At 37.7% G+C, this 23,358-nt stretch carries 20 protein-coding genes; 4 read left to right on the top strand and 16 right to left on the bottom strand.

Annotation, left to right across the window (positions count from 1 at the left end; translation table 11 throughout):
• Nucleotides 1-35: 35 nt before the first annotated feature.
• From HC728_RS13145 to HC728_RS13115, 7 genes are all read right to left on the bottom strand, one after another.
• Nucleotides 36-1,334 carry a lysine N(6)-hydroxylase/L-ornithine N(5)-oxygenase family protein gene (locus HC728_RS13145; protein WP_065621212.1) on the bottom strand — a complete coding sequence of 433 codons (1,299 nt, stop codon included), beginning with the start codon at nucleotides 1,332-1,334 and terminating at the stop codon, nucleotides 36-38.
• Between the two features lie 28 nt (nucleotides 1,335-1,362).
• On the bottom strand, nucleotides 1,363-3,123 hold the full coding sequence (locus HC728_RS13140) for an IucA/IucC family siderophore biosynthesis protein (protein ID WP_065598113.1): 1,761 nt from the start codon (nucleotides 3,121-3,123) through the stop codon (nucleotides 1,363-1,365).
• Nucleotides 3,123-4,034 carry a GNAT family N-acetyltransferase gene (locus HC728_RS13135; RefSeq protein WP_190395618.1) on the bottom strand — a complete coding sequence of 304 codons (912 nt, stop codon included), beginning with the start codon at nucleotides 4,032-4,034 and terminating at the stop codon, nucleotides 3,123-3,125. Before HC728_RS13135 ends, HC728_RS13140 begins: the two co-directional genes overlap by 1 nt.
• Nucleotides 4,027-5,802, bottom strand: a complete 1,776-nt coding sequence (locus tag HC728_RS13130; protein ID WP_190395617.1) for an IucA/IucC family siderophore biosynthesis protein — start codon at nucleotides 5,800-5,802, stop codon at nucleotides 4,027-4,029. The genes HC728_RS13135 and HC728_RS13130 overlap by 8 nt, the downstream gene beginning before the upstream one ends.
• 148 nt (nucleotides 5,803-5,950) lie before the next feature.
• Nucleotides 5,951-7,954: a Fe(3+)-hydroxamate ABC transporter permease FhuB gene (gene fhuB / locus HC728_RS13125; protein ID WP_190395616.1), complete on the bottom strand. Its 2,004-nt coding sequence runs from the start codon at nucleotides 7,952-7,954 to the stop codon at nucleotides 5,951-5,953.
• Nucleotides 7,955-7,966: 12 nt separating this feature from the next.
• Nucleotides 7,967-8,860: an ABC transporter substrate-binding protein gene (locus HC728_RS13120; RefSeq protein ID WP_188863907.1), complete on the bottom strand. Its 894-nt coding sequence runs from the start codon at nucleotides 8,858-8,860 to the stop codon at nucleotides 7,967-7,969.
• Nucleotides 8,861-8,898: 38 nt separating this feature from the next.
• Nucleotides 8,899-9,666, bottom strand: coding sequence for an ABC transporter ATP-binding protein (locus tag HC728_RS13115; RefSeq protein ID WP_026029328.1), 768 nt, complete (start codon nucleotides 9,664-9,666; stop codon nucleotides 8,899-8,901).
• Nucleotides 9,667-9,800: 134 nt separating this feature from the next.
• Here HC728_RS13115 and HC728_RS13110 point away from each other — a divergent pair, with 134 nt between their 5' ends.
• Complete coding sequence (locus HC728_RS13110) at nucleotides 9,801-11,006, top strand: MFS transporter (protein ID WP_017019342.1); 1,206 nt, start codon at nucleotides 9,801-9,803, stop codon at nucleotides 11,004-11,006.
• A 15-nt stretch (nucleotides 11,007-11,021) separates the two neighbouring features.
• Here HC728_RS13110 and HC728_RS13105 read toward each other — a convergent pair whose 3' ends face one another.
• Nucleotides 11,022-11,753, bottom strand: coding sequence for a siderophore ferric iron reductase (locus HC728_RS13105; RefSeq protein ID WP_065604526.1), 732 nt, complete (start codon nucleotides 11,751-11,753; stop codon nucleotides 11,022-11,024).
• Between the two features lie 78 nt (nucleotides 11,754-11,831).
• Nucleotides 11,832-13,280, bottom strand: coding sequence for a diguanylate cyclase (locus HC728_RS13100; RefSeq protein ID WP_017019341.1), 1,449 nt, complete (start codon nucleotides 13,278-13,280; stop codon nucleotides 11,832-11,834).
• Nucleotides 13,281-13,549: 269 nt separating this feature from the next.
• Here HC728_RS13100 and dbpA point away from each other — a divergent pair, with 269 nt between their 5' ends.
• Nucleotides 13,550-14,938 (top strand): ATP-dependent RNA helicase DbpA, encoded by a 1,389-nt coding sequence (gene dbpA / locus HC728_RS13095; RefSeq protein WP_012535236.1) that lies wholly within the window; start codon nucleotides 13,550-13,552, stop codon nucleotides 14,936-14,938.
• Nucleotides 14,939-15,044: 106 nt separating this feature from the next.
• On the opposite strand, the gene emrD is transcribed toward dbpA, so the two are convergent.
• The 5 genes from emrD to HC728_RS13070 form a co-directional block, all read right to left on the bottom strand.
• Entirely contained in the window at nucleotides 15,045-16,247 is a 1,203-nt protein-coding gene (emrD, locus tag HC728_RS13090) for a multidrug efflux MFS transporter EmrD (RefSeq protein WP_190395615.1), read from the bottom strand.
• Between the two features lie 249 nt (nucleotides 16,248-16,496).
• Nucleotides 16,497-17,948 carry a sensor domain-containing diguanylate cyclase gene (locus HC728_RS13085; protein WP_065621214.1) on the bottom strand — a complete coding sequence of 484 codons (1,452 nt, stop codon included), beginning with the start codon at nucleotides 17,946-17,948 and terminating at the stop codon, nucleotides 16,497-16,499.
• A gap of 236 nt (nucleotides 17,949-18,184) precedes the next feature.
• Nucleotides 18,185-19,687, bottom strand: coding sequence for a DEAD/DEAH box helicase (locus HC728_RS13080; protein WP_065621216.1), 1,503 nt, complete (start codon nucleotides 19,685-19,687; stop codon nucleotides 18,185-18,187).
• Between the two features lie 154 nt (nucleotides 19,688-19,841).
• A complete protein-coding gene (locus HC728_RS13075; RefSeq protein WP_017019338.1) occupies nucleotides 19,842-20,564 on the bottom strand; it encodes a YebC/PmpR family DNA-binding transcriptional regulator in 723 nt (240 codons plus the stop codon).
• A gap of 90 nt (nucleotides 20,565-20,654) precedes the next feature.
• Nucleotides 20,655-20,861 carry a DUF3283 family protein gene (locus HC728_RS13070; RefSeq protein WP_012535376.1) on the bottom strand — a complete coding sequence of 69 codons (207 nt, stop codon included), beginning with the start codon at nucleotides 20,859-20,861 and terminating at the stop codon, nucleotides 20,655-20,657.
• A 388-nt stretch (nucleotides 20,862-21,249) separates the two neighbouring features.
• Here HC728_RS13070 and HC728_RS13065 point away from each other — a divergent pair, with 388 nt between their 5' ends.
• Nucleotides 21,250-21,636 (top strand): pilus assembly protein PilA, encoded by a 387-nt coding sequence (locus HC728_RS13065; protein WP_065598122.1) that lies wholly within the window; start codon nucleotides 21,250-21,252, stop codon nucleotides 21,634-21,636.
• Between the two features lie 66 nt (nucleotides 21,637-21,702).
• Here the strand turns inward: HC728_RS13065 and HC728_RS13060 are convergent, their stop codons facing one another.
• A complete protein-coding gene (locus HC728_RS13060; protein ID WP_005421961.1) occupies nucleotides 21,703-21,897 on the bottom strand; it encodes a PA3496 family putative envelope integrity protein in 195 nt (64 codons plus the stop codon).
• A gap of 303 nt (nucleotides 21,898-22,200) precedes the next feature.
• Between HC728_RS13060 and HC728_RS13055 the strand changes: the two genes are divergently transcribed.
• Complete coding sequence (locus tag HC728_RS13055) at nucleotides 22,201-22,518, top strand: YkgJ family cysteine cluster protein (RefSeq protein WP_017019336.1); 318 nt, start codon at nucleotides 22,201-22,203, stop codon at nucleotides 22,516-22,518.
• Between the two features lie 30 nt (nucleotides 22,519-22,548).
• Here the strand turns inward: HC728_RS13055 and HC728_RS13050 are convergent, their stop codons facing one another.
• Nucleotides 22,549-23,040: a M48 family metallopeptidase gene (locus HC728_RS13050; protein ID WP_005421957.1), complete on the bottom strand. Its 492-nt coding sequence runs from the start codon at nucleotides 23,038-23,040 to the stop codon at nucleotides 22,549-22,551.
• Between the last annotated feature and the right edge of the window lie 318 nt (nucleotides 23,041-23,358).

Genomic DNA, 23,358 nt, shown 5'->3' with positions numbered 1-23,358 from the left:
ATTCAACTATTTTTATAAAACCAAACTATAAAGATCTACACAGTTGAGGGTTCGCACACCTTAGGTTCTGAGATCCAATCAATCATTCCAGGGTTAGATGCAATGTCATATACCGCAGTGCCTGTTAACTGATTAATAATACGAGCACTACGCCATGCCATTAGGCTCAGCTGGGGCTCTGCAATACCATGACTATGCATACCAGCATTAACAGCAAATATCTTGTTGTTCTTGCTGCCTTTCCATTTCAATTCAAATTCAGGCGTTAATTGATATCGACCTTGATCATCAAGATCCAACAAAGGAAGGATGGAGTTTAAACAAGCCGGATAAGGAGACTTGAAACCAGTCGCTAAAATGACAATGTCCGCTTGATGTATTTCTAACTGCTGGCTTAATGCGTTATGAATACCTAGCGAAAATTCAAACTCATTAATATTCAATGAATTCATCGTTCTATGTGGTAACAAACGAACCCATTTATCTTCTTTTAGTACATCAAAACGATGGTATAACTCTCGATATATGTCTAATAGTGCAAGTTGAGTTATGCCGTCTGAAGTGAGTTTTTGAGCCTCAATTTCTGATTGTTTAACATTAGGAGCCAAGTTAACAAACGCATTCACATAATCAGGAGTAAAAAATTCATTAGTAAATGATGCTTCGTCTAATGGTTGAAAATTAGAGCGTCGTGAAACCCAATCTAATGAAGCAGGTTTACCCCATTTTTCTCGCAGTACATTTAAAAATATATCTGCACCACTTTGGCCACCACCCACAATCACAACACGCTTATTCGTAAAATCACGCGAACGTAATCCCATTTCCGCGGCATGAAAAGCACTTGGACCTATATGTGGAACGGCACACTCAGGAATAAAAGGAACCTTACCTGTACCAATGCATAAGTTTTTCGCCTCATACACTCCATTAGTCGTTTGGATTTCAAATGAATCACCGTTAAATTCTACATTCTCAACATGGGTTGAGAATTTCACGTTACTTAATTGCTGAGAAACCCATGCCAAATAATCTGAAAACTCATGACGACTAATACAACTTAATTCTGCGGATAAAAACCGATAGAATTTCTTATTCTTCACTAAATAAGATAAAAAAGAGTAAGGACTTTCAGGATACACCGCACTAACTAAGTCTTTTAAAAACATCGTCTGCATATTGGTGTTATCAAGTAACAAGCCGGGGTGCCAAGCAAAAGACTCTCGACTTTCAAAAAAGGTCGCATTAATGTGTTTTTGAGGATCCAAAAGCGACGCTATGCTTAAGTTAAAGGGACCAACACCGATCCCTGCCAAATCCAATCTGACTGTCATGTTATTATTTCTCCATTTAATATTATTGTTATTGATTTAAAGCGATGTACAGTGGGTTATCTACCTTATCGTCCATATCTGGAAGCATACGAGAAGCACTCGAATCCGTACTATGTCGAAACTTAGCTAAATTAAGCCCTATACGTAATATTCTGGGTTTAAACAGATCTAAACGTTCAAATCTGTCTTTATATTCAGGAGTCATAGCCATATAAGTGTGAACTCGTTGAGCAAGTACCTTATAAAACTCGATTTCAGGCAATCCTAAAGTTTCGACAAGTGGCGAGATAAAGCGAAGAACCGTAACGAAATGACCTGTTTGCAAATCATGAATAATTAACTCTTCAGGTAATTTAACTGTCACTTCTTTAACTAAAGGAGCAAGGGTTTCTTGCTCTGGAATATCTCGCTCAACAAGGCGCATATCTCCCTGAAAATCCTTCAATAAAATGCGCTTTGGTATCCCACCTTCCATAACTAACGTTACGTTTTGCCCGTGCGCAATGAGGGATACACCATATTTACAGAGTAAGTGATAAAAAGGGATCACAACGGCATCAAACAGCTTATCTAACCATGCTTCTATTGATAATCCAGAGGCTTGAATATACTCAGAAATCAGAGGCACACCAGATTCATCAGACTCCATCAGTGCGGCCATTAATATCGCACTCTCATTTTCACCAAGTTTAGATTGCGCTGATTCTCTCCATATCACACCAAGCAATTCATGATAACGATAAGGGGCATCTGTCAATAGCTTATAGTCAGCCTGAGCAACGAACCCTGCTGCTGGCTCTTGTAACACTTCGGCTTTTTTATCAACGAATAAAGGATCCGATTTAAAAATAGAATCCAACCAATCGGATGCTATTGGCCCCGCAAGAATATAACGACCAGGAATACCACGATAACAAGAAGTATTCATGATTGTTAAAGGCAGTTTAATATCATAGCTCTCTGGACGCGTTACATTACTCAACGTTCTAATTGATAATTGCGGTAAAAATTCATCTCCAAATTTCCCCAAGTAAACCAACGTTTTCTCAGCCATTTCTCTAGAAAATAGAAGTGATAATTTTTGCTCCCACTGCCAAGGGTGCACAGGTACAAAAGTATATTCGCTACTATCAACATTAAATGACGAAAGCTGTGAATTCATAACATGAAATTCAGCATTACTCACCGCAGAAAGTACCAAGCATTTCCAGTCCACTTTGCTATTGGTCGCTTTCTCTAAAATGGATTCATGTACCGCAACCCAAGCTAACCGAAATGCCCGCTCAGCCTCTGGGGCGTATAATGAAAGATCTTGTGTTCCCCACCCTCTACGTCCCTTATTAAAAGCAAACTTAGGATGACCATTAAACAAAAGCTGTTGTTGTTCACATGATAAAAAAGCCAACTCATTTGCAGACATATTCATTTTACGCTGTGCAAGCTTGCAATCACCTAACAAGGTAGCATTTAAATCTTCAAAATGTTCAGCTAACGATTCATCACCAATGTTAATAACACGCTGAACATCCATCATAAATTGCGTTGCTAATACATCAGAATTTAAACTTTTCTGTTTACGAATTAACGAAGTAGGTTCGATAACTATTTGCCCCCAAATATTAGTTTTACCTAAGAATTGGTAACAAACACCATCATCCAGCCTCAATACATAGCCTTGGTTATTTTGCTCTATTTTAAACGCTTGTTCATAAGCTAACTCACTGATTAATTTAGCCACCATTTTACGGTTTGCCGCTGGCCAGTGAGTATGTAACGCAATTTGCTCCATCACCACTGCTCCAAAAAGAATGCCTGTCGTTTAATCATCATTAATGTTGAACGTTTATGAGGGAAATTAAATTCAAAACATTTTTTGTACCCAACTTCTTGTATGCGATTGAATAAACGGTGATTATCCGCTCTTGGCTCCAATACAATTCGCTGAGTTCTCGCCTCATCAATAAAGAGGTAATGACTGATCGCTCGCATCCAACAATTAAAATACTCTGGTCCTCTAAATGCTTGCTCCCCCACCAAAAGATGAATCCCACGATCATAAGGTTGAACATCGTAATACGGACTTAATCTGTCTTCACTTACCCAATATGCTTCAACATAACCAAATGGTTCACCATTAAACTCACCAATAAGAGGGATAATATGTGGGTCATCCAACCGTTCTTTAATGAATTCAGCCAACTTTTCATAACTCCATGCTTGCTCCCAGAAATTAGCAACTCGAGGATCATTCATCCATGCAGTAAATCGCTCTAAATCCTTTTCAAGATCAAACACTCTAAAACTAATTTCTGCGTCAATATTATGATCATAGCGTTGATACACTTTTCCTTTTGACATTTCAGGGCGCAACGGATGATGGCGGTACTGTAATAGTGTCTGAACTTCTCTCCAAGGAAACAGAGTAGAGGGTGAATGCAAATGCCATGGTTCAACTTGTTGATAAAACCCTTCTCTTGATAACCTATTTTGATAAAGGCTAGGAAGTGATTGAACCAATAGGCTTGGTATCTCGGATTCAAAATAAATTTCAGAGATAATTGAGTTAGTACTAAAAATATGATCAATTTCTTGTAAAGATTTCTTGATAAGCTGAGTGTCTTCAAGATCCTGATTTGAAACCGTAAAAGTGAGTGTGGGGCTTGGCTCTACATTAAAAATGAGCGTTGTATATTTACACATTCATCGCATCCTTTATATGAACTAGTGGGTTAGGTAAATCAAAATAAATAACTGATGGATCAGGAATTGAGTTCTCATTCATGTTTTGCAAATAACAATAAAAATTACCTTTGCAGCACAACGCTTCACTCTCTAATACATAATCTAAACAACGAGGATCCTTTACGCCTTTTGCTTTTAATACCTCAAGTTGTTTGCGCAACTCTTGTAATAAAGTTTGCTCACTCACGCCACAATAAGCTGAGATAGATGCAATGACATTAAACGTAGAGTTGATAATTAAATAATAAGCAAAATAGCGCCTTACCTTGTCGTAATTCCAATAGTTTTCAATATCTTGCTTAGTTTGTTTTAAAGCTTCAGGAAAACACTCAAACGCTAAGTCCGTGTATCCCGTCCCTTGACAATCACGATAATACATACCGATAGGAAATCCTGATTTCATCTGCATAACAATATTCTGCTGATGAGCTAAAAAAACCAAGCCATAATTAGCCTGAAGGTTAAATAAAGGAATAACCGTATACTGACAATAAGCACTAAACCATTGCTCTGCGACTTGAGATAACGACAACTGAGACAAATTTGCATAATGCTTGATTCTTTTCGCTAATAAGCTTTCACCACCATAAGGATTTTGTTGTGTTAATGTAGCAAGAACAACGGCTTCTTCTTCCGGTTTTGAGCTTAATGGGTTATCACGAAATGCCACAAGACTATCGTCTATCTCTTCACCCATTTTGTTGGTTAATCCCAAATAACTGGGTTCTTGCATAACTTGAAACCCTTGTTCTTGTCCCAATTCATTATTTAACTCAGTATCATTAAATAATTGGTTTAATCGGGTTCCGCGTATCACTTCTTTTAAAGATAAATTACGAATGGAATTGGTTAACTTCACACTTAATGAAAACTTCAGCATATACGGTAAAGTTGGTGAATACAGTGAACGAGTTGATGAGGTTGGATACCATGTTGAACCGATCTCACCAAGCTCTCTAATTAACCCAAACTGAATATAAGATTGAATATCTTCATGCTCTTGTAAGGTCGTCCACTGCCAAGGATGAACGGGAAAAAGGTGTTCCCCTTCATGAATAACACCACTCAAGGCTAAAGATAAAAGGTGATCTTGAGAAACCAGTTGCTCTAATCGCTCTTTCGCATTGTACTGGCCAGAAGAACCAGAAATAAGAATTGATGAATCAACAGCCAGCCAACATAAAGCAAACTCACCACCTAGCTCAGGAGAATACTTTCTCGCATCTTCTTCACTGAATTGCTCACGACTTTTAGGGGCAGGATGGAAAGAATGTCCAATCAGTAAACCTTGTTCTGCTTGTTGGAAATTTAATGCTTCAGAGAATAGAATCGTTGAATATGGGTTATTTCTGACGCCAATATACGTATTACTGTAACTTTCATTTACTCGCTCTAGAAACGTTTCTTTCTGCTCTTTCGTTATAAGCCCTACCAAGGCTGGTTGTTCTAATATTTTCTCTACGACCTCTTCAAAGCCGATGGCTCTGGACTTCTCGGCATACAATACAGCAGGGAAACAATACTCATGTAAGCCAACTGATGAAACGTAATTTAATGGAATTTGAATCTCATCAGAGCCACCTAAAGGGATTCGATAATAAGCTTCATATTGATTTTTCACTATTTGAATTGCAGCACATTCTCTAGCCAAAGAATTAAGGAAACAGGCAGCAGGAACATCATTTCCTCCCCTTATTGCGTAGTCAAACTCATCATTAGTTTTCATAACATTTCCGTTGTTTTTAATTAACGAATGCGAATGCTAATGATTCTCATTAAAATGATCAACTGTTTTTTAACGAATTTATAAAATAATTTGGATTTTGTTCTACACCATAAAAATATGTTTAATATCAATAATTAAAACAAGGATATTACTTTCGCATTAAATATAAGAAGTAAATACCACCAATTAATGATGCTAATAATCCTGCTGGGAATTGCCATGGAAACCACATCACTCGGCCTATCCAATCCGCTAAAATCATTAAACAACCGCCTAACAAACTCGCAGCAATGAGTTGATGTGAAGCTTGATATTGATGAAGAGAGCGTGCCATGTGGGGAGCTAATAAGCCAATAAAACTAAGAGGCCCAATAATAATCGTACATAGCGTGGTTAAGGCGGCGACAAACAACAATAAAAACAATCGAACTCGGCGACAACATAAACCAACACTACTCGCTACTGTGTCTCCTAATCCCATTAAATCTAGCCATCGATGAGATTTCATCGCGAAAATAAAAAACAACAACACCCCTATCGCAAGTAAATACACATCACTCATCGAGACTAAATAAGTTGAACCTGACAACCAGGTTAATAGCGCTTTAACGTTATCTTGCCCTGATGATAAGGCAATTCGTAAAAACGCATCTAACCCTGCGCTTAAGGCTATTCCTGTTAGTAGCATTTGAGTTGGAGCAAAATGATGTTTTCTTCCCATAATCCAAATAACAAACGTGACGATTAATGCCCCTAAAGTACCCAGTAACATCTGTTCATGCCTATCTATTGCAATACCAGAAACTGCGCCTAAAACTAATGCCAGTGCCGCACCAGAGCTAATTCCTAAAATCTCAGGGCTTGCCATTGGGTTCATTGAGACTCTTTGGATCACCGTCCCAGCAATGGCTAACCCAACCCCGGCTAAGAACGCAACAAATACCCGTGGTATTCTTAACTCGATAATGGATATGTCAAAGGCTACCGCCCAGCCAAGTTGCCCTTTTCCAAGTAGTACTGCTGCGATAAACAAAGCAACAATCAAAAAAGACAATGGAACAACAACATGTCTAAGGCTTCTTACTCGATATACAATTTGCGAGGTTTCTCTCACCTTCATGTCTGACTGTAATTGTTGGCGATTTAATAACCATAATAAAAAAGGAGCACCAAGTAATGCTGTCATGGCTCCCGTAGGCAATAGCTCACCACCCACACCTGAAAATGGTTGTATAATTAAATCAGCAAATAAAAGCATTGCACTGCCAATAATGCCACTCATTAAAATTTGATTAGGTAATCCTCTTGCACCGCACATTCGAGCTATTGCTGGAGCAACGATCCCGACAAAACCAATCAAACCAACTTCACTTACCACTGCTGCGGTAATAAATATAGCTAAGGTCAACGATATAACTTTAATCTGCTTTATATTAATGCCGATAGAGGAAGCGACATGATCACCTAATTGAAGTGCGGACAAGGGGCGAGCAAGTAACAAGATCGTGATAACAGGAAAGGTAATCAATGGAATAAGCCTTGATACACTACTCCAATCATTTTGATTTAATGTACCCGCCCCCCATACAAATACACTAGTTAATTGTTGCTCATTAAGTAACAACAACATGGTATTTAAAGACCCAAAAAAAAGGCTAACAACCATTCCAGCTAGCACCATATGAACTGGTGAAAAACCACGTTTTACCGATAATAAAAACACTAACCCGGTGGCAAATGCTCCGCCTAAAAATGCAGGAATAAAACCACTAATAGAACTACTAACAGGTAAAAACAAAATACCAAGAACCATCCCCAATTCAGCTCCAGCAGCAACCCCTAACGTCGTTGGTGAAGCGATAGGGTTACGTAATACAAACTGCATAACACAACCAGCAATTGCCAAACCAAAACCTGATAGCACAGCAATGGATAAACGAGGAAGATAAGTTAAATACGTAATTAATTGTTGATAATCAGATGAATCATAATGAAATACGGTTTTCCATAATAAATCGATGCCTTGAGAATAAGGAGCCGTCCATTGCAATAAACTCAATAAAACAATACACATCAAGACAATAATGCCAATATTTAGTCCTGTTCTACTGCTACCTATTTTAGGCTTACCTAGTACACTTGATACGCGCATTCGTTTTATCCGTTATTGAGTCAATTGTTGAGTTATATGATCACTGAAACGTTGTGCCGAAATTAACCCACCAAAAGTCCAAATAGCAGGAAGTTCATAAACTGAACCGGTACGTGTAAATGCCATCGCTTGCCACAAGGCGGATTGAGTCAGTTTGACTTTCTCTTCTTCCTTTAATGGGCCAAAGATAAGCACATTCGCTTGTTGATATTGCGCGAGTTTCTCAATACCTGCGGTCGTGAATCCCCACAAATTTGTCGGTTCGTGCCAAGCGTTTGTTAACCCCATAGCATTGATTGTCGATTGTGCTAATGATCCCTCACTATGAATACGAACGGTTTTGTCATTAATAAAACGAACAAAAAGCAGCGGCTTTTCTTGTTGTTGCAAGTGTCGTATTTTGTCGCCATTCTCAATCAGTTTTTTTTCCGTTTGGTCGATCAATTGTAACGCTTGCTGTTCTTTATCCAACAAACGGCCTAACTGAATAGTTATGTCTTTCGCGGCAATTAATGGCGATTTTTTATTGCTATAGACGGTATAAACCAAAGTGGGAGCAATCGTGCTTAATTTCTCATACATCGCACTCATGTGCTGACTAATCAAAATAACATCAGGGTTCAACTCTGTAAGCAACTCTAAATTTGGCTCTCGTCGTGAACCTACATCCAATACGTTCGAAGGCAACTTAGGAGCCATCACCCACGCTTGATATCCTTTCGCATCCGCAACACCCAATGGTTCCACTCCCAAACTTAAAACGGTTTCGGCTAACACCCAATCTAACGCTACAATTTTTTGTGGCGTAACCTCAACCTCTGTAGAGCCTAATTCGTGCTTAATCTCAATCGCTTGTGAAGACATAGCATATAGAGCCAACATAATCAGGCTAATCACTTTATGCATGTTTTGTTTTCCTTTTCTGATTATCTTATTTCCATCAATTAAGGGATGTAACTGATCACTTTCCCTGTATCAGGATGAGAAAATAACGCTAAATCCATACCGTAAATTTGCTTTAACGTTTGAGTATTCATCACACTCTCTGGCGATCCTTGCGCAATAACACATCCAGAATGCAGAGCAATCAAATGATCGCTAAATTTCGCAGCCATATTGATATCATGTAATACCATAATGACGGTTAGATTTAGGGTTTGATTTAACTCTCTTATCAAGGCCAATAATTCATATTGGTGTGCAATATCTAATGCTGATGTGGGTTCATCCAATAAAATACACTGACTTTGTTGAGCCAATAACATTGCAACCCAAGCCCTCTGCCTCTCACCACCAGATAATGTCGCGACAAAACGATCTCGAAATGGCGTCAACCCCACCTTTTCAATTGCCTCATCGACCAATTGATTGTCTTTTTTACTATAGCGTCCAAATGCTCCTTTCCATGGATAACGTCCAAAATAAACCAATTCACGAACCGTCACCCCATCAGTAATCGGAGGGTGTTGAGGTAAATAAGCAACCTGCAATGCAAAATCTTGCTGTGAAAGTTGGTTAATTGATTTGTCATCAAATAGCACATGACCTGATGACGGTGTATTTTGACGACTAAGTAATTTCATTAGTGTAGATTTGCCGCACCCATTGTGTCCTAAGAGCGTGGTAACTTTATTGGTAGGAAAAGATAAACATGTAGGAGATAAAATTGTTTTTCCGTCGATTTCAAACGACGCATCGACAAGCTGATACATGAGGGTAATAAAATAATCTGTCCATGAATGATGAGCAGACCTTAACATAAAGAAATGTTAATGATAATTATTTTTATTCACATATTTTAAAAAGTAAGATATAAAGAGCGAGACATTTAAAACAGGAAGTTCTAATGCCCTCTTTTTTCGACAAAAATACCTATGCATCAATTCAACTCATCATTATTGGGTTAATAGCCGCGCTAATGGGAATTGGGCAAAACGGCTTACTTGTCTCACTTCCATTTTTAGTCACTCATTCAGCTTTTGCACTACCGACGTGGTCAATTGTAATTGCAGTTGGTAGCTTTCTCTTTCTACCCTCAGCACCATTTTGGGGAAAGTACAGCGATAAAAAAGGCCCTAAATTTGTAGTATTACAAGCTCTATTTGGAATGAGCTTCAGTTTCTTACTTCTACTTACTTTTACATTTTTCAGTAATGATCATCCCAATTACGCTGGTTTTTGTTTGATCGGGTTGATTGTTGCGCGAGTAATCTACGGCTGCACCGTTTCTGGAATGGTTCCAGCTAGCCAGCATTGGGCCATTCTTCTATGTGGTGAGAATAATCGATTACAAGCCATTACATCCGTTAGCATTGGATTAAGTTTAGGCCGCCTTCTTGGGCCAATATTATCTATTCTACTATTAAAATCGGGGCCCTATTCACCACTAATTATGATGATTTGCTTCCCCCTTCTCGCTCTATTCGCCGCTTTTATGTTGCCAAGCCCATCGAAAATAAATAAACACAATAAATCGTCTCACCAAGTAAGTTCTTTTATTCCAAATGTAAGATTAATGCCCTACCTACTCACAGGGCTATTCTTGTGCTTAACCATTGCGCTATTGCAATACAGTTTCTCGCCGTTAATTGAAGACATTACCCATTGGTCCACCAATAAAATCAGTGATGTGATTGGAATACTATTAACCATTAGTGCAGCAGTGACCTTAATCACCCAAGTCTTCGTCATCAAAAAGAAAAAAATACAAATCACTACCATGTATTACTTAGGAGCAATCTGCTTGCTACTGGGCTATCTAATATTCACTCTACATTCAATATGGCTATTAGGAATTGGAATGGCAATAACCGCCTGTGGAGCGGCCTTATTAGTGCCTGCCTATACAACAAAGGCCACCTCTATAGATAAAGATAATCCTGGTTCTGTGGCTGGCTATATATCCATGTCACACACTCTTGGTTACGGCATTGCTTCATTATTTGCTTATACTGCAACCATTTCACCGATTTACCCTATCTACCTTTGTATTCTATTTTCTGTAGGCATTTTAATCATTGCTTTCATGAAGCCTCAAATAAACAAGACATAGCAAGGAGTACTGCAGTTAACGTTTATTATCCGGATGGCGAGGGCAATCTAGACATAATTTACGACCATCACATTTATACACTAAACAACAACTGGTACGAACCAATCGAAGTTGCTCCGTGTTCGTATCAATCTGCAAGCTCAATAAATGCTTATTAGGTAATGAAAATGCCTCTAACCAAAGCTTAGCCTGTTCAAGTAAATATTCGTTAGATAATGTAGGCAAGTAAGTTTGCAATTTTACAATGCAATTAAGCAAACCATCAGCCAATAAGTGATTAGTAAAACCCGGTCTAATCCGAGTCCATTGAGATATATCTTCTCGATATGAAGAAAAAAGCTCACTTAACTGCTGAGCAACAGATGAAATCAAGTCTTCATTAGTTCCAAGCGTTAAATCTGAATGATGAAACGTATAACCCGCTACAAAATCACTCTTAATCTCTTGGCTCATTTCTTTAATATTAGGAAGCGCTCTAAGCTGATAAATGGATATAAATGCAATATATACAGGCTGCCAACACAATAAGTCCCATGTTCTGGTTAACCAATATGCACTACCAGCCTCAGGAGAAATCTGAGATAAGCGTTCATAAAGTGCTTTTATTTGTTCGCCATTGTTTTTCGATATATGGAGGTGTGGATCTGCGTTATAGCACTCGGTTTGATGAGCTAAATGCCCACTCAGATAAGGTGTAACCTCTCTTGAGGAGTGAAAAAGTAATTCAAAATATTCACTATTTTGCATATAAAAAGTACAACACCAACAAATAAAGCAGAGGCGTTAGAATAATCATCAAACAGCAATAATGCAAATAATTATCAATTACAATTCAAACCTAACACAGTTACGGCCTGCTTCTTTTGCTTTATACAGTTGAGTATCTGCAATATTCAATAATTCATGAAGACTAGTAGTTAACTCACTCACTGTTGCAACTCCCATACTGCATGTCATTGATAATTCTTGACCATCAACCAAAACAGAAAGAGCTCTAATCACATTTTGTAGACTTTCAGCAACCATCACGGCCTGCTCTTTATCTTTATGATGAAGAAGAACAATAAATTCATCACCACCCAGTCGAGCGACGATATCCTCTTGATTAATTTGTGCTGAACACGCCTCAGAAAATGCAGTGATCATTTGGTCACCAACATCATGTCCAAATTTATCGTTATATTCTTTAAAATTATCAATATCGCACATGACCAACGAGAAAGTTTGCTTATCATATTGATACGTTTTAAATACTTTACTTGCCTGTTCTTCAAAGGCTCGGCGATTATTCACACCAGTAAGGTAATCATTATAAGCCAACTCGGTATACTTATCTTTTTGTGCGCTAGTTTTCTTTAAATAATTAAGATTAAACAACAATAATCCGATAATTACAGTGAAACACCCAATAACAAGCATTAATGAGAGCGAAAATTTAGTTTGCCAATAATTTTGCTCTTTTGTTACCACCACAATAAAAGGTAAGTCTTTAACCTTACGAGCATAAATCGTATCAAGTGTGCCATTCTCATAGATATCAGAAGACATAATCACTTCATTATCACGATAAAATCGTTCTAAAACACTCGGTTCAACCAACGATAAATCAATGCCTTTCCCTAACGGTAAATTACCTTTTGGTATCGCCGAAAGAAGTTTCATATTGGTGCTTAAAATCGCGATACCCATTGAAGATGGAAGTTGTAAATGGCTTAGTGTTAAGCTAAAAAAATTTAAATTAGTAGAAAGACAAACAATGCCTTTTAGCTTTCCTTCATCATCAATGATCTTTTTCCCATGAACGACAACATTTCGTCCAGCCAGATCGATAAAAGGCAAAGTTATTATGCTTTGTCGAGCATTGTTATTAAGTAAAGATTTACAATACTCACGCTCTGAAAGATCGATATTACGAAGTGTTTCGCTATGAGTTAACGCGCAAGATTCATCAACAACAAACGCCAATGTAGCATTAGGTAAGGCATCTTCTTTTTCTTTTAAATAAAACTGCTCAAGCTGATGTGTGATTGGATCATCTTCAATACGACTAGGACCAGATTCTGCCAAGTCATGTGCCATATCATTTAGCACTGCATCAGAATCTGAAAAAGACTTAATTAACCATAGCTCAACAAAGCTCGCATTAAATTTTAAGCGTTCAACAACACGAGAGCTATCTGTTTGATAAGAAGTGAAAAGATAAAATAAAGATAAGAAGAGAAGTAAGATCCCAATCGTCATTGAACTATAAAAAAAAGCACTTCGATTTTTCATCTGACCCTTATTTGACGCTTATTATAATTATTTGACGCCGAAATATAACACAAAATATAAATTTATAAAAATTATAAGTAGATCACCTTTTCACACTATTTTATGCCTTTATTTACGTTAATATCTTGATACATTCCACATCGTCTAAATAGTGATGGTTTTATATACAGAAAAACTGTGATCTCCCTTGCTTTTTTAGCCTCTTATCTTTACTCTGCCATCCATTGGACAATTATCACTTTGTCACTACTTGTTTAAAGGAAATCACCTTGAGTCAAACATCTTTCTCATCATTAGATCTGCATCCGTCACTTTTACAAAACCTAGAAACGTTAGGTTATAACGAAATGACACCAATCCAAGCACAAAGCTTACCTTTCATGCTAAAAGGGAAAGATGTTATTGCCCAAGGAAAAACGGGCTCAGGTAAAACGGCGGCATTTGGTTTAGGTTTATTAGCTAACTTAAATGTAAAACGCTTTCGTGTTCAATCTTTGGTTTTATGCCCAACACGTGAACTGGCTGATCAAGTAGCAAAAGAAATTCGTAAACTTGCTCGTGCAATTCATAACATTAAAGTACTAACTTTATGCGGCGGTGTTCCTTTTGGCCCACAAATAGGTTCATTAGAACACGGTGCTCACATTATCGTTGGTACTCCAGGTCGTGTTGAAGAACACCTTCGTAAAGGTTACTTAAACTTAGATAACCTAAATACATTTGTTCTTGATGAAGCAGACCGTATGTTAGAAATGGGCTTCCAAGATGCAATTGATGCGGTATTAGATCACGCACCAGTTAAACGTCAAAATCTTCTGTTTAGTGCGACTTTCCCACCGCAAATCAAGTCCATTGCAGATCGCATCATGAACGATCCAATCATGACTAAAGCAGAAGAAACAGTAGAAAACACATCAATTAACCAACACTTCTTTAAAGTGGGTGATTTTGAAGATCGTCTAGAAGCACTGCAAATCCTATTGCTTAAGCACCAACCTGAATCAACGGTTATCTTCTGTAATACAAAACGTGTAACCCAAGAAGTGGCAGATGAACTTCGTCATTACGATTTCAGCGTAACTGCACTTCACGGTGATTTAGAACAACGTGATCGTGATAAAGCGTTAGTACGTTTTGCCAATAAGAGTACGTCGATTCTTGTTGCAACCGACGTTGCTGCACGTGGTTTAGATATCGAATCACTTGATGCTGTGGTTAACTTTGAATTATCTCGTGATCCTGAAGTGCACGTTCACCGTATTGGTCGTACAGGTCGCGCAGGAAATAAAGGTATTGCTCTAAGCCTTTTCAATGAAAAAGAAATGCACAACATTGCTCAAATCGAAGAATACATGAACATTGATATTCGTGATGAAGCGTTACCAAGTGCTGATTACCTAAAAGAGCCTGCTTACTACGCTGAAATGGTTACTTTATGGATTGATGGTGGTAAGAAAAACAAACTACGTCCGGGTGACATTTTAGGTGCGCTTACTGGTAAAGACGGTATCGAAGGTAAAATGGTTGGTAAGATCAACGTGTTTGATTTCCATGCTTATGTTGCTGTTCATAATACCGTTGCAAAAGCAGCGCTTAAGAAACTAGAAAGCGGCAAAATGAAAGGCCGTAGCTTCCGCGTAAGCCGTATGCGTGGCTAAACCAAATTCATATCAAGTAATGACCATTTCATTATAAGTAAAAAGGCCGAATAGAAATTATCTACTCGGCCTTTCTTTTTATCAAATATTTATGTGGATTGTATATCTAAACCGCTAATGGCATTTCGCTTGATGGCGGAATTGAATGCACTTTACGCAAACCGTATACCGCAAGTAACGCCATTAAAAACATGATCAAACCTACTGGCATTTGGCTATCAGCCGGAATGAACGATGCTACCATTGTTGCTAAACCTGCACCCAAGTTCTGCATACCACCTAATAAGGCACCTGCTGTACCTGCATGATATGGAAATGGTGATAAAGCACCCGTCGTTGCAGCAGGAAACAAAATGCCTGCGCCTAAGAAGTACAACACCGCACCACCGATCAATGTTAATGCTGTGGTTAATCCCATCAAACCTGGAATTAATACAATTGCAGCGCCTAACACAATTGAAACTAGACCAACATCAAGTGACTTCTTCTCAGACCAATGTTTAGCTATCACACTTGATAACGCCGCCCCCGCTAAGTAGCCAGGAATAGGCAGAATAAACAAAATACTTACCGTTGTTGCTGGCAGTTTTAATTTACCACCAAGTAATACACCAGCAGCCGCTTCAAAAACAGCAACGCCTGCGAAAGTTGCAACAAGACAAATTAGATAGCCTTGAAAACGGTGCTCAGACAGTACATGGCGGTAGCTTTTCCATACCGCATCTTTACGACGAACTTCTAAAGGAAGCGTTTCCTTCATTGAAGTCACCATAATGATCATAACCGCGATACTGAACAGAGCTAAAAATAGGTAGCTTGAACGCCAACCAAATGCTTCAGTTAAATAGCCACCTAACACTGGAGCCAAAAGTGGTGAAAACATCATGCACATACTGATAATACTATTGGTTTTATGTAGCTCATCACCAGAATAGCAATCACGCGGAACTGTACGGCACATTACACCAGCAGCACCAATACCTAAGCCTTGAACAAAGCAGCCAGCTAAAAACAGAGCATACTCATGAGCAAATAACGCAACTAAGGTACCCGCAATATATAATACCAAGCCAGATAAGATCACAACACGACGGCCAACACGATCAGAGATCGGGCCATAGAAAAATTGTGATAGACCATAAGGGATCAGATATACAGCCATTACCGCCTGTAAAGATGCAGGGCTAACCTTGAATTCACTTGCCATGTAACCAATTGACGGCACATACATAGTTTGGCTCATTTGACCAACAGCAACTAAAATAACGATCAAAAAACTGAACGTCGCAAGTGAATACGACTTTTGCATGACTGCTCTCCACAAAAACAGTAATTATTAATAAAAAATAATAAGGTGTGATAATTAATAAAAGAAAGGCCAGAAATAATAGTCGAATTATCCTCTAACCTTATGGCGCGAGATGATAAGGCGTATAGAGGAAAGTGGCAATCAAATTACCTTATATTTCACAAGAGATTTTTTGTGGATTTTGGATTAGTTTTTCTAATGAAAAATCCAGTGAATCATCTCACTGGATTTGAACAAGGTAGGGAGGCATTACGCAGATATAAAAACTTGATTTCGACCTAAACGCTTTGCTTCATAAAGTGCTTCATCGGCACGACTTAATAATTTACAAGCATCAAAAACATCATCATTCATTTCACTGACACCAATGCTGCTCGTTAGTTGTACCAATTGACCATTAATTCTTATTTCTATATTGCGTATTGAACAAAGCAGTTCATTAAGTATCACTTCCGCCTCATCCCTGCTTTTATTACTTAACAACATGACAAACTCATCGCCACCTAAACGAGCAAAATGATCATCTGATTCACAGATATTTTCACAAGCACGACTAAATAAACGCAACACCTCATCACCAACTTCATGACCATAGGTATCATTTATTTGTTTAAAATAATCAATATCAAACAGTGCAACAGAAAATGTCTGGTTTTTAGAGTGATAGTTTTGAATAAAGCCTAACACTTTTGCTTCAAAGCAACGTCGATTACATGCTCCTGTCAAATCATCAAACAAGGCAAGTTTAGAGTAATGCTCAGCTTCACTACTGAGTTTTCCAAAATAATAAGCGTTTTTAACAAGGAAAATGGCAAATATAAGTAATAAAGCAAAAACAGTGGAAATGGCAATATAAAGGGGAGTTACCCAATGAGATTTAGCCTTAGTTACTAATACAATAAATGGAAGATCCGATACTTTTTTTACATAAACCCCCTGATAGGCACCGTTATACCTTTCATTTGATTCAAACATTAACTCTTGATTGTACTTTAAACCGCTAATTTCTTTTTTAGGAATATAATCAAAATCCAGTTTTTTCCCAATTGGCAAGAATTTAGGCACCGTAGAAGCTAATACAGTAAAATCACTACTTAATACTGAAATAGAGCTAATGTTCGTTAAGTTTACACTTCTTAAGGCTTTAGAAAAAAATGAAAAATCAGTAATGATACCTACAATTCCTGCAAAGTTTCCGTACTCATCATTAACCGTTACACTTTGAGAGATCACATTTCGGTTTAAAATGTCTTTAAAAGGAGTAGTAATAACCGAGTTTATTTCTTGATTGCTTTTCTTTAGCTTTTGACAATACTCTCTTGAAGAAAGATCAACGCCACCAATTGTCTTGGTGTTTAATAATACGCAATCTTTATCGACAGCAAAAACATGAATGGCATTCATCAATGTCTGATAATGAATTTCAAATAACTCTCCATAATCTTCATCATAAACCTCATTAAAAGGTAAAGAAGCAAAATCTTCTTCAGTTAATGAATCAGAGAGCTCATGTAATACATTATTAGAATGGTAAAAAGCCGTCTGAATCCAAGAAGACACATAATTCGCATTAAACTTTAACTCGTTCTCAATCAATCGACTTTGTTTGTTATAGCTCTTTGTCACATAAAAAATAGCACAAGTCATTGCGATACTTAACAGTAGCAAAGACCCAACAGCAACGATATTTTTTATCCTCATTATTCCTCAAAGCATTCACTTGACTAATTTATACCCACAAAGGTACACCAAGTTTATTAACAGACACATGGTTTCATAATGCTTTTGATAACTGTATCAATAAAAAGGCATTATCTCACAACCAAGACAGCCCGCATCTAACAACTAATACCCTCTCAAGTAAGGAGATATATAGCTTATAAAAAAACCGGCGAAAATTGCCGGTTTTATTACTTTTTTACATAAGCAAAAAAAGATCAGTTTGCTTTTGGTTTACGTGCTGGTCGTGGACCTTGACGACGTGGTTTTACATCCGATTTTGGAGTAGATTTTGATTTACCAAAGTTACTGCCATTACCGCGATTTTCGCCAGTTCCTTTAGTTTTAGGTTTACCAGAAAATGGACGCTTTTTCTTATCCGAATCCGTACCTTCTTTTTTACCTGATGGATTATTTGTAGGAGTACGTTTTTTCGCTGGCTTTTGACCTTGTTTTGCGCCTTGTTTGTTGCCATTGCGATCTTCACCTGAACGCTGACCATCTTTATGTTCAACTCTTGGTACTTTTGGCTTCTTAGGTTTTTTCGGTTTGATCGGGCGAGTATCCAGTTTTGATTCTGGTACTTTGTTAACTGGCTCAAAACCTTCTAACACATGGCGAGGCAGTACTTTTTGAATCAAACGTTCAATAGCAAACAATTCTTTCGCTTCATCTTCGCTCACAAAAGAAATGGCTTTACCCGTTGCACCAGCACGACCTGTACGACCAATACGGTGAACATAATCTTCAGGTACTTTTGGTAAATCAACGTTAATAACTTGAGGTAATTGCTCGATATCCAAGCCACGCGCTGCAATATCCGTCGCTACAAGTACTCGTACTTGACCACTCTTAAAGTTTGCTAATGCTTTAGTACGCGCACCTTGGCTCTTATTACCATGGATGGCTGCAGCACTTACGCCCTTCTCTTCTAGTGTTTTTGCAAGACGGTTTGCACCATGCTTGGTTTTACTAAATACTAAAACTTGCTTCCAATCATTATCTTTAATCAGTTTAGTAAGTACTTTAGGTTTACGGCCTTTATCCATTACATAAACTGATTGCTCTACTGTTTCAGCCGTTGTGTTACGTTTAGCTACTGAAATCTCAACAGGATCTTTCACTAGCCCTTTTGCTAATTGACGGATCTCATCTGAAAACGTTGCAGAAAAAAGTAAGTTTTGACGGTTTTTAGGAAGCTTAGCTAAGATTTTTTTAATGTCATGAATAAAGCCCATATCTAACATACGGTCAGCTTCATCCAAAACAAGAATTTCTAATTGATCAAACTTAATCGCATTTTGATTAGCAAGATCCAGTAAACGACCTGGTGTTGCTACCAAAACGTCCACACCACGACGCAAACGCTGCATTTGTGGGTTTACTTTTACGCCACCAAAAACCACATCAGAAGTCAGTGGTAGGTTCTTACTATACTTCTCAACACTTTCGTGTACTTGCGCGGCTAACTCACGTGTAGGCGTTAATACTAACGCACGAACTTGATTAAACTTACGCTTTGGACCGTTCGACAAACGCTCCAATAGAGGTAATGTGAAACCTGCTGTTTTACCTGTCCCTGTCTGTGCAGCAGCCATAACATCCTTGCCTTCAATTACTGCTGGAATTGCTTGTAATTGAATTGGTGAAGGCGTGCTATAACCTTGTTCTTCTACAGCTTTTAAAATAGGGGCAGATAAGCCCAGAGAGGTAAAACCCATACAATCATTATCTCTATATAAATATTATGCGCAAAACTGCGAGCGCTGTAGGATACAGTAAGTTAGAGATTACTCAATCCTAAAGCCATTATTAAAAAGAAAAAGCCGAGCAACATAGGCTCGGCTTCTATCATTTTGAAAATTAAAGGACTGATTAGTCTTCTAATTCTGCATTGTGATAAACCTGTTGAACATCATCACAATCGTCTAGCATGTCTAAGAATTTTTGGAATTTCTCAGCATCTTCACCAGTTACTGGTGTGTGGTTTTGAGGAACAAAAGTGATCTCTTCAACATCTAGAACTAAGTCTGGGTATTCTGCAGCTAAAGCAGTTTTTACTTTAAAGAACTCAGTGTTTGGAGCAAATACTGTGATTACACCATCTTCAAGTTCAATGTCAGTAACGTCAGCATCTTGCATCATTAGTGCTTCAAGTACTGCTTCTTCGTCGTCGCCTTTAAACTGGAATACAGCTTGGTGATCGAACATGTGAGCACTTGTACCTGGGCTACCAATTTTAGCGCCAGTTTTAACGAAACATTGGCGAACGTCTTGGAAAGTACGGTTACCATTGTCAGTTAGACAGTCAACGATTACGCTTGCGCCGCCTGGTGCAAAGCCTTCGTAGCGTGCGTGTTGGTAATCTTCACCACCACCGCCAGTTGCTTTATCAAGGGCTTTGTCAATTACGTGTGCAGGAACTTGGTCCTTTTTCGCTTTTGAAATAAGGTGTCTTAGAGACAAGTTCATGTCTGGATCTGCACCGCCATTCTTAGCACACATGTAAATTTCTTTACCGTATTTAGAATAAACTTTGATTTTTGCGCCCTGTGTTTTAGCCATTGAGGCCTTGCGCACTTCAAAACTTCTTCCCATCGGGATTCTCTCTTATGTTTGTTGACTTAAAATTATGGGCAGGATTCTACCAAAATACTCAGGGGATACGCTAGTAAAGATCAAGGAACCTTACGCTACGCCCATTTTTGTTTTATATTTTTCGATAGATTGCTGAAAAAACAGACGTTCTGTCTCATCTTCTAGCTTCTCTGCTTCTATAGTCCAGAGTTCAGGACCTGCTTTTGCATTTTTTACCTTCCAAACAAAGAACGCAGCTTGTTTATCGAGTTCGATTTTATTTTTTTCTTCAGGAGGTAATAGCGAAAGGTTATTCATAACAAGCTCATTTAATTAATCACCGCTAAATTCTAATGCTTCATCGCTAAATTTTCTAGCAATAAAAAATGAAGTCCCACAACCATTCACAATAACCACTCACAATTCATATCGTTAACCGATGAATTTAAAGCGTCATATTGAGCTAAGATCTAACTCTGGTGTAGGTTCTCAGTATTAATTTGACATTGCGCCCATTTTTCTCAAAAGTGCTACATTGCTAATATGTTAATTATCAATTATTACTATAGAATAGATCGATTCGCTTTTGTTTCTATGAAATACCATTTAGAAATGAGAGCTTGTATTAAAGCTCCTTCGTGAAAATAGTCCGTTAAATAGTCAAAACGGCACACCATGAAGTGTATGGTTCAGTGAGTAACTCAAAATGAAAAGTAATAAAAAATTCCACCCAAAAGAGTTGATCGTTGCAGTCATGATTTTAGGTGCACTGGGTTTTGCAGCCAAACCTTTCTTCTCAAACATTGAAAGTAAAGCAAAACAAAGAGTATTAAGTAACATTAAAACTTCTGTTGAGCATGCTAACCAAATTGCAAGTGATGACCCACTTGATAACAATTCAATAATTAGATTAATAAAACCAGAAGATAATCTACTTGTTTCAATTCAAGAAGTGGATGGTCAACAGCAACTGTATATCGGATTTGCAGATTCAGCTGAGAACATTAAAAACGCGGATTGTTACTTTATGTACAATCAAGCTAATCAATCTAATTCTGTATCAAGCAGTAAACTTGAAACGAGCGGTTGTTAAAAACAAGAATGCGCCGGTTCTGGCGCATCTATAAGTATCTAAAGGTATGAAGGTAGAAATCAAAAACTAATGGATAAGACCTAATTCTTTTGCTTCTTCAAGCGTAAGTCCGCTTTCTCTAATCTCACGCATCGCTTCAATACGACGACGCGCCGCTGCTTTTTTCTGACACTCCGTAATGTTTGTTACCACTTCATCACTTACTTCGTACTTGCCTTTCATGTCGGTGATTTCACCGTGATCAATTGAATTAATAGACATAATAATAACCTCCTAAATCCATACCTTTCAGGTGTATGTTTAGCAAAGGAGATTACTGATGTTAAACCTATTCATTCGAGAATGTGAGCTGAGTAATATTTGTGATTTTTTTTCAAAAAAAGACTATCACTAATATTGTCAATTGAACTACATTTAAGGTTCTACCCTACGCAAAGCCTCATTGAGCCAGATCACGACTTAGCATCTCAACGCATTCTATTTTTTAAATAAATTATCGAGTCTTTCTAAAAAGTAGCGTACCCTGCGTACATACTGACAAAAAACGCATTAATAGGAACGCTAGTGAGCATTGATATCATAGAGCTGCCTTCTGACACACATAGTCCCTCTACCATTACCTGTTCTAATTGTCGTGCATGCTGTTGCCGCTTAGAAGTAATGCTCATCACAGATACGGGTGTACCAAAAGAACTCATTGAAAAAGATCAATGGGGTGGTGAAATAATGAAAAGATTAGATGATGGCTGGTGTGCCGCCGTGGATCGCGACACCTTGATGTGCACCATCTATGAAAATCGTCCATGGATTTGCAGAGAATTTGAAATGGCTTCTTATGAATGTGAAACCGAGCGCAAAGATAACGGGATCGATCCTCGCTAAATATCAATTTCAAGTTTAGAGATTAAAAAATCACACCGTTTCTAAATACGTTAGATACAAACGCGCATCAAATTCTAACTGGTGATACTCAGGTTCCATATGACAACAAAGAGCATAAAACGCCTTATTGTGCTCTTTCTCTTTAATATGAGCTAATTCATGCACCACGAGCATACGCAATAAGGGTTCTGGCGCTTTTCGAAACACACTTGAAATACGAATTTCATTTTTTGCTTTCAATTTATTGCCATGAATACGAGAAACAAAGGTATGTAGACCTAATGCATTATTGACGACATGTATTTTTGGATCATATACCACTTTACTTAATGGCGATGACTTCTTTATGTATTTGTTTTTCAATGCTTGAGTGTACTCGAACAACGCTTTTTCTGACGTAATATCATGCATGGTTGGGTACTTATTTTTTACCCACTCAGCTAACTTGCCATTCTCAATCATTGGGGCTACTTGCGCCAAAATATGTTCAGGGTAGCCCTGAAGGTACTTTAATTTATTCATTTTATGTAATATTCACGCCATAATCATAAGACTATTGTACCTCTCTTTTACTTCTACTCAATCAATAACCCTGATTCATTACTCAATTTAATTAATTCTATATTCAGTAAAGTAATATTTTAATGCGATAAACTTTATTTAATTTATTCTAATGAATTTATTTTATTTTTTAATTTACATTCTTCGCAGACTAGGTCAAAAAAACTAAATATAGTAATTTTTATGCCGTAGTTTATATTCAAATAACAACTTAGAATTTATTTCGATTATTAAAAATAATCAATATTATTTTAATGATAAACAATTAAAAAAAGGAAT

It is taken from the genome of Aliivibrio sp. S10_S31 (genome assembly GCF_014694495.1).
Taxonomy (GTDB): Bacteria; Pseudomonadota; Gammaproteobacteria; order Enterobacterales; family Vibrionaceae; genus Aliivibrio; species Aliivibrio fischeri.
The sequence above is the reverse complement of the archived record's forward strand: the minus strand, read 5'-3'. Positions and strand labels throughout refer to the sequence as shown.